Source organism: Streptomyces sp. NBC_00273, from assembly GCF_036178145.1.
In the GTDB taxonomy this organism is placed as follows: Bacteria; Actinomycetota; Actinomycetes; order Streptomycetales; family Streptomycetaceae; genus Streptomyces.
Genome location: NZ_CP108067.1, coordinates 472,445 through 490,342 on the forward strand (window position 1 = coordinate 472,445; position 17,898 = coordinate 490,342).

2 protein-coding genes are annotated in these 17,898 nt (G+C 74.3%); one reads left to right on the forward strand and one right to left on the reverse strand.

Annotation, left to right across the window (positions count from 1 at the left end; genetic code table 11):
- The first annotated feature begins 47 nt into the window (after positions 1–47).
- Positions 48–1,007 carry an ACP S-malonyltransferase gene (locus OG386_RS02275; RefSeq protein ID WP_328786488.1) on the forward strand — a complete coding sequence of 320 codons (960 nt, stop codon included), beginning with the start codon at positions 48–50 and terminating at the stop codon, positions 1,005–1,007.
- A gap of 77 nt (positions 1,008–1,084) precedes the next feature.
- On the opposite strand, the gene OG386_RS02280 is transcribed toward OG386_RS02275, so the two are convergent.
- Entirely contained in the window at positions 1,085–17,893 is a 16,809-nt protein-coding gene (locus tag OG386_RS02280) for a type I polyketide synthase (RefSeq protein WP_328786489.1), read from the reverse strand.
- Between the last annotated feature and the right edge of the window lie 5 nt (positions 17,894–17,898).

Consider the following 17,898-nt stretch of genomic DNA (forward strand, 5'->3'; position numbering starts at 1 on the left):
CAGACTCCTCCGATTCCCGGACCGGGACCGCGATCGTATTCCCCGGCATGGGCCCCGCGTCGTTTTCCGAAGTCGGCAAGTTCCTGATGCTGGACCCGTATGCGCGAGTCCGGCTGGCGGAGGCCGACGAGGTGCTCGGATATTCGGTGTTCGACCGTTTCCGTGATGCCGAGGAAGACTATTCCGTCGACTTCCAGATCGCCTTCCTGGTGAACTCCATGGCGCTGGCGGACCGGGCCGTGGACGTCCTCGGCGTCTCCCCCAGCGTCTGCGCGGGGCCGAGCTTCGGCCAGAAGGCGACCGCCGCCTTCAGCGGGTCGCTCTCCTTCCCCGACGTCGTCCGGCTGACCGCCGAACTGGCCCGCTGCGAGGAGGAGTACTTCTCCGGGGCGTACGAGGACGTGGTCACCCACTGCTTCGTACGCACCCCGCAGGAGCGCCTGGACGAGATCCTCGCGGAGTTCGACGACCGGGGCGCCTGGTACGACCTCTCGGGCCGCCTCGACGCCGGCTTCCACATGCTCTCCGTACGGGAGAAGGAGCTCGACGCCCTGAACGCCGGCATCAGCGCGGCGGGCGGCTACTCCATGTACTCGATGCGGCCGCCCGTGCACGCGGCGGCGTTCTCGGCGCTGCGGCGCAAGGCGGAGGAGGAGGTCTTCGGCGCGTACGAACTGGCCGACCCCGCCCTTCCGGTGGTCGTCGACCACGACGGCACGGTCGTGCGGGACGCCGCCGGGATGCGCGAGATGATGCTGGACACCTTCGACCGGCCGATCCACTGGCCCGCCATGGTGGAGTCCCTCAAGGGGCTCGGCGTCGGCACGCTGTACGTGACCGGCCCCGACAACCTGTTCCACCGGCTGGACGTCACGAAGCAGAACTTCGAGGTCGTCCCGGTGGGCCTGCCGAAGAAGCGGGCCCGCGAACGCGAGCGGGAGCAGGCGCTGGAACGGTCCCGGGCGACCCGGGCCCGGCGCGCCGCCCCGGGGCCCGTGACCGCCTGAGGAAGCGGACGCGGGCCGGGCCCCACCCCCTGAGGGGGTGGGGCCCGGCCCTTTTCACGTCACCGGACCGGCCGGCCTCACACCGTGGCGTCCAGCCACTCCTCGACGGCTCCCGCGGTCGTCGTGGCGTGCTGCTCCATCATGGTGAAGTGGTTGCCCGCCACGTCCACGGCCGTGTGCTCCAGGTCCCAGTACGAACGCCAGTCGCCGGTCGCCGACCGCTTCCAGTCGAAGAACTGCTCCTCCGCCCGGACCAGCAGCGTCGGCGCCTTCACGGCCTCCGGCTTCCAGCCGCCGAACAGCCGGAAGTACGCGCCCATCGCGAGCAGTCGGCTGTCGTCGACCGGGACGTAGCTGCCCTGCCGCTCGTCCACCCCTTCCGACAGCCCCGGCTGGATGCCGATGATGGCGTCGTCGTCGTGCGAGTAGATGTCGACGAGGACCACGGCCTCCGGGAAGACCCCGGCGCTCTCCAGCCGGCCGGCCACCGCGTGGGCGAGCATGCCGCCCGAGGAGTGCCCGAGCAGGACGAACGGCTCTCCCTCCGCGTGCCGCAGGACGGCCTCGGCCTGGGCCTCGATCACCGCTTCGGCGGTCGAGGGCAGCTGCTCCCCGCGCAGGAAGCCCGGCGCGGCCATCGCGTGGACGTCCCGCCGGCCGCGGAACGCGGAGGCGAACCGGGCGTACTGGTGCGGGCCCGAGATCGACAGGATCGAGGAGAAGCACACCAGTGCGGGCCGCGTCCCGCCGCGCGAGAGCCGCACCAGGCTCGGCGCCTTGCGCAGCTCGGCCGCCGAGGCGAACGACGGCCGGAACCGCGACGCCTGCATGAGCAGTTCCATGAACTGACCGGACGCACCCTGCGTCCCCGCCTCCTGGAGCATGGCTCCGAAGACTCCGGCGCCCTCCTCACCGTCCTGCCCCGCCGCGCCGTCGGGCCCGGCCGGGCCGCCCGGCGCCCCGGCGAGCTCGGCGCGCAGCCGGGCGGCGACGAGGAGCGGGGTCGGGTGGTCGAAGAGCAGGGTGGCCGGCAGTCGCAGGCCCGTCGCCGCGTTCAGCTGGTTGCGCAGCTCGACGGCGGTCAGCGAGTCCAGGCCGAGCTCCAGGAACTCCTGCGACTCCCCCACCGCGTCGGGCGAGGGATAGGCGAGCACCGCGGCGGCCGTGGCACGCACCACCTCCAGCAGCACCCGCTCCTGCTCCTCCTCCGGCAGTGCCGACAGGCCCGCGAGCCGTCGCGCCGCGGCGGACGCCGCCGAGTCGGCGACGCCGTGGGCGGCGGCCCTGCGCAGGCCCCCGCGCACCAGTCCCCGGAAGAGCGGCGGGAGGCCCCCGGCGTCCGCCTGGGCCCGCAGGGGTGCGGTATCCAGCCGCATGGCCACGAAGACGGTGCCGGTCCCGGTGCCGGTGCCGGTGCCGGTCAGATCGCTCGCCGTGTCGAAGAGGGCCAGGCCCTCCTCGGAGGAGAGCGGGGCCAGTCCGGCGCGCGCCATCCGCTGGACGTCGGCGTCCGTGAGGTCGCCGGTCATCTCGCTGCGCTGCTCCCACAGCCCCCAGGCCAGCGACACCGCGGGCAGTCCCGCCGCGCGCCGGCGCTGGGCCAGGGCGTCGAGGAACGCGTTCGCCGCCGCGTAGTTGGCCTGCCCGGGGCTGCCGAGCGTACCGGCCGCCGAGGAGAACAGGACGAATGCGGAGAGGTCCAGGTCCCGGGTCAGTTCGTGCAGGTGGAGGGCCGCGTCGACCTTGGGCCGCAGCACCGCGTCGATGCGCTCCGGGGTCAGGGACGGTACGAGCCCGTCGTCGAGGTGGCCCGCCGTGTGGACGACGGCGGTCAGCGGGTGCTCGGCCGGGATGCCGGCCAGCAGCGCGGCCAGCGCCTCCCGGTCGGAGGCGTCGCAGGCGACGACGGCCGCCTCGGCGCCCAGTGCGGCGAGTTCCGCGACGAGCTCCGCGGCGCCGGCGGCGGCGGGACCGCGCCGGCTGGTCAGCAGCAGGTGCCGGACACCGCGTTCGGTCACGAGGTGCCGGGCCAGCAGGCTGCCGAGCACTCCGGTGCCGCCGGTGATCAGGACGGTGCCGTCCGCGTCGAACGCGGTGGCGACCGGAGCCTGGGCCGCGGCGTCCGTCTCCGGGCGGGTCGCGGGGACCCGCGCCAGCCTGGCGGCGTGCAGGGTTCCGGCCCGGACGGCGAGCTGGGGTTCCCCGCTGGTCAGGGCGGCCGTGAGCAGCGGGGCGAGCTCCGCCGTGCCGTCGTCGTCGAGGTCGAGCAGCAGGAACCGGCCGGGGTTCTCCGACTGCGCGGACCGCAGCAGGCCCCACACCGACGCGTGGACCAGATCCGCCACGCCCTCGCCCGGCCGTGCCTCGACCGCGCCGCGGGTGACCACCGCCAGGCGGGCCCCGGCGAGGGTCTCGTCGGCCAGCCAGCTCTGGACGAGGCCCAGGGCGTCGTGGGCGGCCTGCCGGGTGGCTGCGGCGATGCCGGCCGCGGTGTCCGCCGTACGGTCCGTGTCGGTCGCGGCGTACGAGACGAGCACGGTGTCCGGCAGCGGCTTGCCGGCCGCCACCACGGCCGCGAGGACGTCCAGGTCCGTGTAGACGTCGACGGTGATGCCCGCACCCCGCAGCGTCGCTTCCAGCCCCGGGGTGTCGGTACCGACCACGGCCCAGCGCCCGCCCGCGGCGGCGGGGGTCACGGTCAGTGCGGGCCACTCCAGCCGGAAGAGCGACTCGTGGAAGCTCGGCAGGGCCGAACGCAGCCGGGTCGGGTCGAGCTCCCGCAACAGCAGGGACTCCACCGACACGACCGGCTCGCCCTGCTCGTCGAAGGCCGCGAGGGACACGGCTCCGGATCCCGCGGGGGCCAGACGCACGCGCAGCGCGCCCGCCCCGACCGCGTGCAGGCCGACGCCGGTGAAGGAGAACGGCAGCCGGATCCGGTCGCCGTCGCCCGGCGCGTCGTCCCCGGTGGCGAGGAAGGAGCCGAGCGCGAGGCCGTGCAGCCCCGCGTCGAGCAGCGCGGGGTGCACACCGAAGTGCTCGGCATCGGCCTGCGGGCCCTCGGACAGCGCGAGTTCGGCGAACAGTTCGTCGCCGCTGCGCCAAGCGGCCCGCAGGTTGCGGAAGGCCGGGCCGTACGCGTACCCGATGGCGGCGAACTGCTCGTACAGGTCGGCCACCTCGAGCGGTTCGGCTCCTGCGGGAGGCCAGACCTCGGGACCCGATACCCGAGGCGCGGCCAGCGCGTCCGCCGCGCCGAGCACACCGCCGGCGTGCCGCGTCCACGGCACCTCCTGGCGCCGCGCGACGTCGTCGTCGCCGGTCTCCGGTCGCGAGTGGACGTGCAGCGCGCGCCGCCCCGCCTCGTCGGGCGCGGCCACCGACAGGCGGAGCTGGAGCGCGCCCTGCTCGGGCAGCACCAGCGGAGCCTCCAGGGTCAGCTCTTCGACGTAGTCGGTGCCGGCCCGCCGGGCGGCGTGCAGCGCGAGCTCCACGAAGGCGGTACCGGGCAGCATGACGGTGTCCGCCGCCCGGTGGTCGGCCAGCCAGGGGTGGCTCTGGAGCGACAGGCGCCCCGTGAACAGGAAACCGTCCGAGTCGGGCAGTTCCACGGCCGCACCGAGCAGCGGGTGCCCGGCCGACCCGAGCCCGGCCGAGGCCACGTCGCCGACCTGGCCGGCCGGTACGTCGATCCAGTAGCGGTCGCGCTGGAAGGCGTAGGTGGGGAGGTCGACGCGCTGGGCGCCGGTACCGGCGAAGACGGCGTCCCAGTCGACGGTCACGCCGCGGACGTAGGCCTCGCCGAGGGAGAGCCAGAAGCGTTCCAGGCCGCCCTCGTTGCGGCGCAGGGAACCGAGCACGGCGGCCTCGCGGCCGGCGTCCTCGGCCGTCTCCTGCATGCCGACGGTCAGCACCGGGTGCGGGCTCGACTCGACGAACACGCCGAAGCCCTGGTCGAGGAGGGTGCGGGTGGCCTGCTCCAGCTCCACCGTCTGGCGCAGGTTGCGGAACCAGTAGCCGGCGTCCAGCTCCGGCCCCTCGACCCACCCACCGGTGACGGTCGACAGGAACGGAACTTCGGCGGTGCGCGGGGCGATCGGGGCGAGGAGCTCGGCCAGCTCGTCCCGCAGCAGTTCCACCTGCGCGGAGTGCGAGGCGTAGTCCACGGCGATCCGCTTGGCACGGATCCCGTCGGCCTCGCACGCGGCGAGCAGCTCGTCCAGCGCCTGGACCTCACCGGACACGACCACCGAGGAGGGGCCGTTGGCCGCGGCGACCGAGATCCGCTGCTCGCCCCAGGGGGCGATGCGGTCACGGACCGCGGCGGCCGGCAGGGGCACGGAGACCATGCCGCCCAGCCCCGCCAGCACACGGCCGATGGCCTGACTCCGCAGGGCCACGACCCGGGCCGCGTCCTCGAGGGAGAGGATCCCGGCGACGCAAGCGGCCGCGATCTCGCCCTGCGAGTGCCCGATCACCGCGGCCGGCCGCACGCCCGCCGCACGCCACACCTCGGCGAGGGACACCATCACCGCGAACAGCGCCGGCTGGACCACGTCCACCCGGTCGAGGGTGGGCGCGCCCTCGACGCCGCGCAGGACGTCGATCAGCGACCAGTCGGTGAACGGCTCCAGCGCCTTCGCGCACGCGTCGATCCGCGAGGCGAACGCCGGGGACGACTCCAGCAGGCCCACCGCCATGCCGAGCCACTGCGAGCCCTGACCGGGGAAGACGAACGCCGTCTTCCCGGTGCTCACGGCGCCGCGCGTCACTCCGGCGGCCGCGGCCCCGTCCTCCAGCGCGGTCAGACCGCGCAGCAGCTCCTGCCGGTCACCGGCCACGACCACCGCGCGGTGGTCGAAGACGGCCCGCGTCGTGGCCAGGGAGAGCGCCACATCGGCGGACCTGAGCCCGGCCGCGCCCTCCAGGTGCCGGCGCAGGCGGGCCGCCTGGCCGCGCACGGCATCCGCCGACTTCGCGGACAGCACGTACGGCAGCACCGGCACCGTACCGGTCTCGGCCTCGGTCACCACGGCCTCGTCCGGGGCCTGCTCGATGATCGTGTGCGCGTTGGTCCCGCCGATGCCGAACGACGACACGGCCGCGCGGCGCGGGCGCCCGGTCTCCGGCCAGGGGGTGGTCGATTCCAGGAGCGAGACCGCTCCCGCCGACCAGTCGACGTGCGGGGTGGGCTCGTCGACGTGCAGGGACTTCGGCAGGACGCCGTGGCGTATCGCCTGGACCATCTTGATGACGCCCGCGACACCGGCGGCGGCCTGGGTGTGGCCCACGTTGGACTTGATCGAGCCGAGCCACAGCGGCTGCTCGTCCGTGTGCTCCTGGCCGTAGGTGGCCAGCAGCGCCTGCGCCTCGATGGGGTCGCCGAGCGTGGTACCGGTGCCGTGGGCCTCGACGGCGTCCACCTCTGCGGCGGACAGACCGGCGTTGGCCAGGGCCTGGCGGATGACGCGCTGCTGGGAGGGGCCGTTCGGGGCCGTGAGGCCGTTGGAGGCGCCGTCCTGGTTGACCGCCGAGCCGCGGACCACGGCGAGGACCGGGTGGCCCTTGGCGCGGGCGTCCGAGAGCCGTTCCACGAGCAGCATGCCGACGCCCTCGCCCCACGCGGTGCCGTCGGCGGCGGCCGCGAACGGCTTGCAACGCCCGTCGGACGCCAGTCCCCGCTGGATGCTGAAGGCGATGAAGGTGCCGGGCGTGGCCATCACGGTCACGCCGCCGGCGAGCGCCATGTCGCATTCGCCGTTGCGCAGCGCCTGGACGGCGAGGTGGAGGGTGACGAGCGAGGAGGAGCAGGCCGTGTCGACCGTCACCGCCGGGCCCTCAAGGCCGAACGTGTACGAGACGCGGCCCGAGGCCACACTGCCCGAGCTGGACGTCCCCATGTAGCCCTCCAGGCCCTCCGGGGCCCGGTGGAGCAGCGTGCCGTAGTCGTTGTACATCACGCCCGCGAACACGCCGGTCCGGCTCCCGCGCATGGACGCCGGGTCGATGCCGGCCCGCTCGAAGGCCTCCCAGGAGGTCTCCAGCAGCAGTCGCTGCTGCGGGTCGGTGGCCAGGGCCTCGCGCGGCGAGATCCCGAAGAACGTCGGATCGAAGTGGTGCGCGTCGTGCAGGAACCCGCCGGTCGGGCTGTAGTCGGCGCCCGGCTGGCCGGGGTCGAGGATTCCGGCGAGGTCCCAGCCGCGGTCGTCCGGCATGGCGGAGATGGCGTCCCGGCCGTCCGCGACGAGCCGCCACAGGTCCTCGGGCGAGCGGACGTCACCGGGGAAGCGGCAGGCCATCGAAACGATGGCGATCGGCTCGTCGTCGTGCACGGAGGCCGCGACCGTGGCCACGTCCGCTCCCTGGCCGCCGAGCAGTTCGGCGTGCAGGTACTCCGCCAGGACCGCCGGATTCGGGTAGTCGAAGACGAGGGTGGCCGGCAGGCGCACGCCCGTCGCCGCCGCGAGGCGGTTGCGCAGCTCCACCGCGGTCAGCGAGTCGAAGCCGACCTCGCTGAACGACCGCGCCGGGTCCACCGCCTCCGGCCCCGCGAAGCCGAGTACCGCGGCCACCTGGCCCCGGACCAGCTCCAACAGGGCTCCCGGCCGATGGTCCTGCGGCAGGGCGGCGAGCTTGCGTGCAAAGGCACCGCCGGCGGCCGTGCTGCCCCGGGCCGCACGGCGCGAGGGCATGCGGACGAGACCGGAGAGCAGGGGCGGGAGCAGTCCACCGCGTGCGGCGGCGCGCAGCGCGGCCAGGTCCAGCCTGACCGGCACCAGCAGGGCCTGCCCGGAGGCGCACGCGCTGTCGAACAGAGCCACGCCTTCGGCGGCGGTCAGGGCGACCACGCCACTGCGGCCCATACGCGAGACGTCGCCGGCGTCCAGGGTGTCCCCCATGCCGCCCACCTCGTCCCACAGGCCCCAGGCGAGGGACGTGGCGGTCAGGCCCTGGGCCCGGCGGTGGGCCGCGAGGGCGTCCAGGAAGGTGTTGGCGGCGGCGTAGTTGGCCTGACCGGCACCACCGAAGACACCGGCGGCGGACGAGAACAGGACGAACGCGGCCAGGTCGAGGCCGGCCGTCAGCTCGTGCAGGTTCCACGCGGCGTCCACCTTCGGACGCAATACGGCCGACAGCCGTTCGGCGGTCAGGGAGCCGACGACACCGTCATCCAGGACACCGGCCGTGTGCACGACCGCCGTCAGCGGGTGCTCGGCGGGGATTGCGGCCAGGACGGCGGTCAGCGCGTCACGGTCGGCCACGTCACAAGCGGCCCACGACGCCTCGGCACCCAGCTCGGCGAGCTCCGCCGACAGGTCGGCGGCACCCTCGGCAGCGTCGCCACGCCGGCTGACCAGCAGCAGGCGCCGTACACCGTGCTCGATCACCAGGTGCCGGGCGAAGAGTCCGCCCAGCGAACCGCTCGCACCCGTCACCAGCACCGTGCCCCCGGCAGCCCACTCCGGATCGGAGCCGGCGACCGACGCGCGCGCCAGCCGCGGCACCAGCAGCATGCCCCCGCGCACCGCCACCTCGGACTCGCCCGAAGCCAGGGCCGCCGAGAGCGCGTGCTCCACGTCGCCGTCGGCGTCGACGTCCACCAGGACGATCCGGCCCGGGTTCTCCGACTGCGCCGAACGCACCAGGCCCCACACCGAGGCGTGCACCAGGTCCGCCGGACCGTCACCCGGGGCGACGGTCACGGCGCCGCGGGTCAGGAACGCCAGACGCGCATCGGCGAAGCGGTCGTCGGACAGCCACCTCTGGAGCAGCGTCAGCACCCGGCCCGCCTCGGCGTGCACCGCGTCGGCCACGTCCGTGCCGGCGGGCGCCCGGCACGACAGCACCAGCGCACCCGGAACCGCTTCGAGATCGTCGAGGACCTGCGCGTCGGCCTCGTCCCGCATGACCCAGTCGCCGAACAGCGCGTCCGACGGCATCAGTTCGCGCCACTCGACGCGGAACAGAGCGTCGCCGAGGCCACCGACCTGCCGGCCGAGCTGCTCGGGCGAGAAGGCGCGCAGGGCGAGGCTGTCCACCGAGGCGACGGGGACGCCCGCGGCATCGGCGATCTCCAGACGCACCGCTTCCCTGCCGGCCCGGGAGAGCCGTACGCGCAGGGTGTCCGCTCCCGTGGAGTGGACCGCGACCCCGGACCAGGAGAACGGCAGCCGCGGCTGGCCGGTGTCCTCCACGAGGGAGCCGAGCCCGATGGCGTGCAGAACGGAGTCGAGGAGCGCCGGGTGGATCGTGAACTGTTCGGCGTCCGGGCCCTGCTCGTCGCCGAGGCCGACCTCGGCGAACACCTCGTGGCCCTTCCGCCAGGCGGCCCGCAGGCCCTGGAACACCGGCCCGTAACCGAAGCCGGACTCCGCGAAGCCCTCGTACAGCTCCTCGACGTCGACGGGCTCCGCGCCGGCCGGCGGCCAGGCCGCGAGGTCGAACGCCGGGGGCTCCTGCGCACCCATCGCGAGGGTCGCGGTGGCGTTCCGGAGCCAGAGGGCGTTGTCCGCCGCCAGGCCGTCGCGCGAGTGGAAGGCGAGGGGCCGGCGGCCCGACTCGTCGAGCGCCCCGACGGCGATCTGGAGCTCGACGGCGCCGTCCTCGGAGAGGACGAGGGGGGCGGCCAGGGTCAACTCTTCCACCAGGTCGCAGCCGACCTGCTCGCCGGCGCGCAGCGCCAGCTCGACGAACGCCGTACCGGGCAGCGTCACCGCGCCCATGACGACGTGGTCCGCGAGCCACGGGTGGGTGGCGACGGACAGCCGCCCGGTCAGGAGCAGGCCGTCGGCGTCCGCCAGCATCACCGAGGCACCGAGCAGGGGGTGGTCGGCGGGCCGCAGGCCCGCGGCAGTCGCGTCGGCGGAGGACCCGACGGGGAGGTCGATCCAGTACCGCTCGTGCTGGAAGGCGTAGGTCGGCAGGTCGATGCTCCGGGCACCGGTGCCCGCGAAGTACGACTCCCAGTCGACGGGGGCCCCGTGGGCGTGGGCCTCGGCCACGGCTGCCGTGAGGGCGGCCGTCTCGGGACGCTCCTTGCGCAGGGCGGGGGCGAACGCCGCACCACGCGTGTCGTCGGTCAGGCAGGCCTGCGCCATGGCGCAGAGGACGCCGTCGGGCCCCAGTTCGAGGTACGTGGTCACCCCGGCCGCTTCGAGGGCGCGGACGCCGTCGAGGAAGCGGACCGCCTCGCGGGCGTGCCGGACCCAGAAGTCCGGCGAGCCCATCTCGTCGGTGACGAGGGCGCCGGTCAGGTTCGAGACGACCGGGATCCGCGGAGCGGCGAAGGTCAGCCCCTCCACGACCTCGCGGAAGGCGTCGAGCATGGCGTCCATGTGCGGCGAGTGGAACGCGTGGCTCACGGAGAGGCGCTTGGACTTGCGGTCCGGGAAGGCTTCCAGGACGGCGGTCGCCGCGTGCTCGTCACCGGCGACCACGACCGAGCGCGGACCGTTGATCGCGGCGATGCTCACCCGGTCGGTCAGCAGCGGCAGGACCTCGTCCTCGGAAGCTTCGAGTGCGATCATCACGCCGCCGCCCGGCAGCGCCTGCATCAGCCGGCCGCGGGCGGCCACCAGCGCGCACGCGTCGTCCAGGGTCAGCACCCCGGCGACGTGCGCGGCCGCGATCTCACCGATCGAGTGCCCGGACAGGAAGTCCGGCCGCACACCCCACGACTCCAGCAGCCGGAACAGCGCCACCTCCAGCGCGAACAGCGCCGGCTGCGTGAACTCCGTCCGGTCCAGCAGCTCCGCGTCCGTACCGAAGAGGGCCTTGCCGAGGGGCAGTTGGATGCGTTCGCACACCGCGTCCAGCGCGGCGGCGAACACCGGGTGGGCCTCGTACAGCTCACGCCCCATCCCGAGGCGCTGGCTGCCCTGGCCGGTGAACAGGAAGGCCAGCTTCCCGGCTCCGGCGGCGCCCACGGTGCCGCTCGTGATCCCGGCGGCGGACACGTCGCCGTCCGCCAGCGCGGCCAGCGCGCCGAGCAGCTCCTCCCGGGCCCCGGCGACGACCACCGCCCGGTGGGCGAAGGCCGCGCGACGGGTGGCCAACGAGTAGGCCATGTCGGCCGCTCCGGCCTCCGGCGTGTCCTCCAGGTGGGTCCGCAGCCGGGCCGCCTGGGCGCTCAGCGCGTCCGCCGACTTCGCCGACAGCACGTACGGCAGCACCGGCTCCGTACCCGTCTCGGCCGCGGCCACCGCGGCCTCGTCGGGGGCCTGCTCGATGATCGTGTGCGCGTTCGTGCCGCTGATGCCGAACGACGAGATGGCCGCTCGGCGCGGACGTCCGGTCTCCGGCCAGGCCACCGACTCCGTCAGCAGCTCGACGGCGCCCTCGGACCAGTCGACGTGCGGGGACGGCTCGTCCACGTGCAGCGTCTTCGGCACCGTCCCGTGCCGCATGGCCTGCACCATCTTGATGATGCCCGCAACACCGGCGGCGGCCTGCGTGTGACCCATGTTCGACTTGATGGAGCCGAGCAGGAGCGGCCGGTCCTCCGGCCGGTCCTGCCCGTACGTGGCCAGCAGCGCCTGGGCTTCGATCGGGTCGCCGAGGGTCGTGCCCGTGCCGTGCGCCTCGACCACGTCGACATCGGCCGAGGCCAGGCCCGCGTTGGCCAGGGCCTGGCGGATGACGCGCTGCTGCGAGGGGCCGTTCGGGGCGGTCAGCCCGTTGGAGGCGCCGTCCTGGTTGATCGCCGAGCCGCGGACCACGGCGAGCACCGGGTGCCCGTTGCGCCGCGCGTCCGAGAGCCGTTCCACGAGCAGCATGCCGACGCCCTCGCCCCACGCGGTGCCGTCGGCGGCGGCCGCGAACGGCTTGCAACGCCCGTCCGTCGCGAGGCCGCGCTGGCGGCTGAAGGCGATGAAGGTGCCGGGCGTGGCCATGACGGTCACGCCGCCGGCGAGCGCGAGGTCGCATTCGCCGTTGCGCAGCGCCTGGACGGCGAGGTGGAGGGTGACGAGCGAGGAGGAGCAGGCCGTGTCGACCGTCACCGCCGGGCCCTCAAGGCCGAACGTGTACGAGACGCGGCCCGAGGCCACACTGCCCGAGCTGGACGTCCCCATGTAGCCCTCCAGGCCCTCCGGGGCCCGGTGCAGGAGCGTGCCGTAGTCGTTGTACATCACGCCGGCGAACACGCCCGTGCGGCTGCCCCGCATGGACGCCGGGTCGATGCGGGCCCGCTCGAAGGCCTCCCAGGAGGTCTCCAGCAGCAACCGCTGCTGCGGGTCGGTGGCCAGGGCCTCGCGCGGCGAGATCCCGAAGAACGTCGGATCGAAGTGGTGCGCGTCGTGCAGGAACCCGCCGGCCGTGCTGTAGCTGGTGCCCTGCCGGTCCGGGTCGGCGTCGAAGAGTCCTTCGAGGTCCCAGCCCCGGTCGGCGGGCATGTCCGAGATCGCGTCCCGCCCGTCGCGGACGAGCCGCCACAGGTCCTCGGGCGAGCGGACGTCACCGGGGAAGCGGCAGGCCATCGAAACGATGGCGATCGGCTCGTCGTCGTGCACGGCGACGGCGGTCGGGGCCGCGTCCGCTTCCTGGCTGCCGAGCAGTTCGGCGTGCAGGTACTCCGCCAGGACGGTGGGCGTCGGGTAGTCGAAGACGAGGGTGGCGGGCAGCCGGACGCCGGTGGCGGCGCCGAGGCGGTTGCGCAGTTCCACGGCGGTCAGCGAGTCGAAGCCGACCTCGCTGAACGACCGCGCCGGGTCCACCGCCTCCGGCCCCGCGAAGCCGAGCACGGCCGCGACCTGGCCGCGGACCAGCCCGAGGACGGCGCCGGCCTGCTGGTCCTGCGGCAGCGCGGCGAGCTGCCGGGCGAACGCGCCGCCGGCTCCCCGGGCTGCCCGGCGGGCCGGCATCCGGACGAGGCCGGACAGCAGGGGCGGGAGCATGCCGCCGCTCGCCGCGGCGCGCAGGGCTGCCAGGTCCAGCTTCACCGGCACGAGCAGCGGCTGCTCGGCGGCGCAGGCCGCGTCGAACAGGGCGAGGCCGGCCTCCGGCGCGAGGGCGCCCACGCCGCCGCGGTTCATGCGGTCGCGGTCGCCGTCGGCCAGGTCACCGCCCATGCCGCCGATCTCGGCCCACAGGCCCCAGGCGAGGGACGTGGCGGTCAGGCCCTGGGCCCGGCGGTGCGCGGCCAGGGCGTCCAGGAAGGTGTTGCCGGCGGCGTAGTTGGCCTGACCGGCACCACCGAACACACCGGCGGCGGACGAGAACAGCACGAACGCGGAGAGGTCCAGGTCCCGGGTGAGTTCGTGGAGGTTCCAGGCCGCGTCCACCTTCGGCCGGAGCACGGCCGACAGACGCTCGGCGGTCAGCGAACCGACCACACCGTCGTCCAGGACACCGGCCGTGTGCACGACCGCCGTCAGCGGGTGCTCCGCGGGGATGTCAGCCAGTACGGCCGCCAGCGCCTCCCGGTCGGCCACATCACACGCCGCCCACGACACCTCGGCACCCAGACCCGCAAGCTCGGCGGACAGCTCAGCCGCCTCGCCACGGCGGCTCACCAGCAGCAGGCGCCGTACACCGTGCTCGGTGACCAGGTGACGGGCGAACAGCCCGCCGAGCGAGCCACTCGCACCGGTGACGAGCACCGTGCCCTCAGTGGCCCATCCCGCGGCCGCGGCCTCGGCGAGCGCCGCACGCGCCAGCTTCGGCGCCAGCAGCGCGCCGCCCCGTACCGCCAGCTCGGACTCGCCCGAGGCCAGCGCGGCCGACAGTCCGGCCTCGACGTCACCCTCGGCGTCGACGTCGACCAGGACGAACCGGCCCGGGTTCTCCGACTGCGCCGAACGCACCAGACCCCACACCGCGGCGTGCACCAGGTCCGACACACCCTCGCCCGGTACGGCCTCCACCGCGCCCCGCGTCAGGAACACCAGACGCGACCGCGCGAAACGCCTGTCGGACAGGCACTCCTTGAGCAGCGTCAGCACCTGGCCCGTCTGCGCGTGCACCGCGCCCACCAGGTCCTCGGCGGCCGCCTCCACGCACGGCACGACCAGCGCCGCCGGAATCTCACCGCCCTCGGCCACGGCCACGGCCAGCCCGGCGAGATCCGCGAACACCTGCGGACCCTCGCCCAGCATCAGCCAGTCAGCGGACGACTCGCCGGACGCCACCTCCGACCAGGCCACGTGGTACAGGGAGTCCCCGTGACCGCCGGCCTGCCGGCCGAGCTGCTCCGGCGAGAACGCGCGCAGCGCCAGACTGTCCACCGACGCGACGGGCACACCCTCCGCGTCGGCGATCTCCAGCCGCACCGCGTCCCGCCCGGCCCGCGAGAGCCGCACCCGCACGCTGTCCGCACCGACGGAGTGCACCGCCACACCGGACCACGAGAACGGCAGCCGGCCCTGACCGGTGTCCTCCACCAGCGCACCCAGCCCGATGCCGTGCAGAACCGCGTCCAGCAGCGCCGGGTGGATCGTGAACGACTCCGCACCCGGCTCGGTCTCACCGTCGAGGCTGACCTCGGCGAACACGTCCTCACCACGGCGCCAGGCGGCCCGCAGCCCCTGGAAGGCCGGCCCGTACCCGAAACCGGAGTCGGAGAGGCCCTCGTACAGGCCCTCCACGGGGACGGCTTCCGCCCCGGCCGGCGGCCACTCCGTGAGGTCGAAGCCGGGGGTGCCGCCCGCCCCTTCGGCCAGGAGCGCGGTCGCGTTCCGGATCCACGGCTCGTCGTAGGCCGCGCGGTCGTCGCGGGAGTGGAAGACGACCGACCGCCGGCCGGACGCGTCAGGTGCCGCGACGGAGATCTGGAGCTCGACGCCGCCCTCCTCGGGCAGCACCAGCGGAGCGGCGAGCGTGAGGTCGTCGACCAGGTCGCAGCCGACCTGCTCACCCGCCCGCAGGGCCAGCTCGACGAATGCGGTGCCCGGCAGCAGGACGGAGCCCATGACCCGGTGGTCGCCGAGCCAGGGGTGCGTCGTCAGCGACAGGCGCCCGGTGAGCAGCAGCCCGTCGGCGTCCGCCAGGGAGACCGAGGCGCCCAGCAGCGGGTGGTCGGCGGACCTGAGGCCCACGGTGGTCACGTCCCCGCCGAGGGATCCGGCATCGAGCCAGTAGTGCTCGCGCTGGAAGGCGTACGTGGGCAGGTCCACCTGCTCGGCGCCGGTGTCGGAGTGGAAGGCGTGCCAGTCGACGGCGGTGCCGCGTACGTGGACCTCGGCGAGGGCCGTGGTGATGGTCGCCGCCTCGGAGCGGCCCTTGCGCAGGGCCGGGACGAAGGCGACCGGGCCGGTGCCGTCGGTCAGGCAGGACTGCGCCATCGCGGACAGCACACCGGCGGGGCCGAGTTCGACGTACGTCGTGACTCCGGCGGCTTCCAGGGCGCGGACCCCGTCGAGGAAGCGGACCGCCTCGCGGACGTGGCGGACCCAGAACTCCGCCGAACCCATCTCGTCCGAGACGAGCGCACCGGTGAGGTTCGAGACGACCGGGATGCGCGGGGCCTCGAAGGTCAGCCCGGCGACCACCTGGCGGAAGGCGTCGAGCATGCCGTCCATGTGGGGCGAGTGGAACGCGTGGCTGACCGTCAGCCGCTTGGCCTTGCGGTCGGGGAGCGACTCCGCGACGGCGACCGCGGCGTCCTCGTCACCGGCGATGACCACCGAGCGCGGGCCGTTGACCGCCGCAATGCTCACCCGCTCGGTGAGCAGCGGCAGGACCTCGTCCTCCGAGGCCTGCACGGCGATCATCACGCCACCGGCGGGGAGGCCCTGCATCAGCCGACCGCGGGCCGCGACCAGCATGCACGCGTCCTCCAGCGAGAGGACGCCCGCGACGTGCGCGGCCGCGATCTCACCGATGGAGTGACCGGAGAGGAAGTCGGGCTTCACACCCCAGGACTCGACGAGGCGGAACAGTGCCACCTCTACGGCGAACAGCGCCGGCTGGGTGAACCGCGTCTCGTCCAGCAGCGCCGCGTCATCCCCGAACAGGACGTCCTTCAGCGGCAGTTCGAGGTGCGGGTCCAGCTGGGCGCACACCGCGTCCAGCGCGTCCGCGAACACCGGATAGGCCTCGTGCAGCTCGCGCCCCATCCCGAGGCGCTGGCTGCCCTGCCCCGTGAAGAGGAACGCCGTCTTGCCGCGCGCCCCGGCCACACCGCGTACGACCTGGGCCGTGGCGGTGTCGCCGGACGCGAGCGCGGCGAGGTGGGCGAGGGCCTGCTCCCGGTCGCCGGCCACGAGGACGGCGCGGTGTTCGAGCGCGGCGCGGCCGGTGGCCAGGGTGTGGCTGACGTCCTGCGCCCGCTGGTCGGGGTGGGCGCGCAGGTGGGTGAGCAGGCGCTCGGCCTGTGCCCGCAGGGCCTCTTCGGTACGGGCCGAGACGAGCCACGGCACGACGGGCGGCACGACGGTGCGGCGCCGCGCCGCCTGGCCCCCGGGCTCCTCGGTGGCGGTGTCAGTGGTGGTGTCGGTGGTGGTGTCGGTGGCGGAATCGGCGGGCTCGGTCGAATCGGCGGGCTCAGCGGACTCGGCGGGCGCCGCGACCGGGGCCTGCTCGATGATCGTGTGCGCGTTGGTGCCGCTGATGCCGAACGACGACACGGCGGCGCGGCGCGGGCGGCCGGTCTCCGGCCACTCCACGGTCCGGTCCAGCAGCGACACGGCGCCCGCGGACCAGTCGACCTTGGTCGACGGCGCGTCCACGTGCAGCGTCTTCGGGATCCGGCCGTTCCGGATCGCCATGACCATCTTGATGACGCCGGCGACGCCGGCGGCCGCCTGGGTGTGCCCGATGTTGGACTTGACCGAGCCGAGCCACAGCGGCCGGTCCTCGGTGTGCTCCCGGCCGTACGTCGCCAGCAGCGCCTGCGCCTCGATCGGGTCGCCCAGGGTCGTACCCGTGCCGTGCGCCTCGACGACGTCGATGTCGGCGGCGGTGAGCCGCGCGTCGGCCAGGGCCTGGCGGATGACGCGCTGCTGCGAGGGACCGTTCGGGGCGGTCAGACCGTTCGAGGCACCGTCCTGGTTGACGGCCGAACCACGGACGACGGCCAGTACGCGGTGACCGTTGCGCTCGGCGTCGGACAGCCGCTCCACGAGCAGCATGCCCGCGCCCTCGCCCCACCCGGTGCCGTCGGCGGCGTCCGCGAAGGACTTGCAGCGGCCGTCGAAGGACAGGCCTCGCTGCTTGCTGAACTCGGTGAAGGTGCCGGGGGTCGGCATGACGGTGACGCCACCCGCGAGGGCGAGCGAGCACTCGCCCTTGCGGAGGGCCTGCATGGCCAGGTGCAGCGTGACGAGGGAGGAGGAACAGGCCGTGTCGACGGTGAGCGCCGGACCTTCGAGACCGAAGGTGTACGAGACGCGGCCGGACGCGATGCTGCTGGAGCCGCCGGTGCCGAGGTAGCCCTCGACCTCCGGGGGTACGGCGCGCAGACGCGACGCGTAGTCGTGGTACATGACGCCCGTGAACACGCCGGTCCGGCTGCCGCGCACGGAGGTCGGGTCGATGCCGGCCCGCTCGAAGGCCTCCCAGGAGGTCTCCAGCAGCAGGCGCTGCTGCGGGTCCATCGCCACGGCCTCACGCGGCGAGATCCCGAAGAACTCCGGCTCGAACCGGTTGGCCGAGTGCAGGAAGCCGCCTTCCTGCACGTAGCTGGTGCCCCGCCCGTCCGGGTCCGCGTCGAAGAGCTGCCCCGTGTCCCAGCCCCGGTCCGTCGGGAACGGGGAGATCGCGTCGGTCTCCTCGGACACCAGCCGCCACAGGTCCTCGGGGGACTCGACGTCCCCCGGGTAGCGGCAGCTCATCCCGATGATCGCGATCGGCTCCTGCTCCTCCGACTCGACCTCCTGGAGCCGACGGCGCGTCTCGTGGAGATCGGCCGTCACCCGCTTCAGGAAATACCGGAGCTTTTCCTCGTTCATGCGTG

Bases quoted from the DNA above. Each gene is read 5' to 3' on its own strand.
- OG386_RS02280 (WP_328786489.1), bottom strand. From the start codon at position 17,893: ATGAACGAGGAAAAGCTCCGGTATTTCCTGAAGCGGGTGACGGCCGAT.
- OG386_RS02275 (WP_328786488.1), top strand. From the start codon at position 48: ATGGGCCCCGCGTCGTTTTCCGAAGTCGGCAAGTTCCTGATGCTGGAC.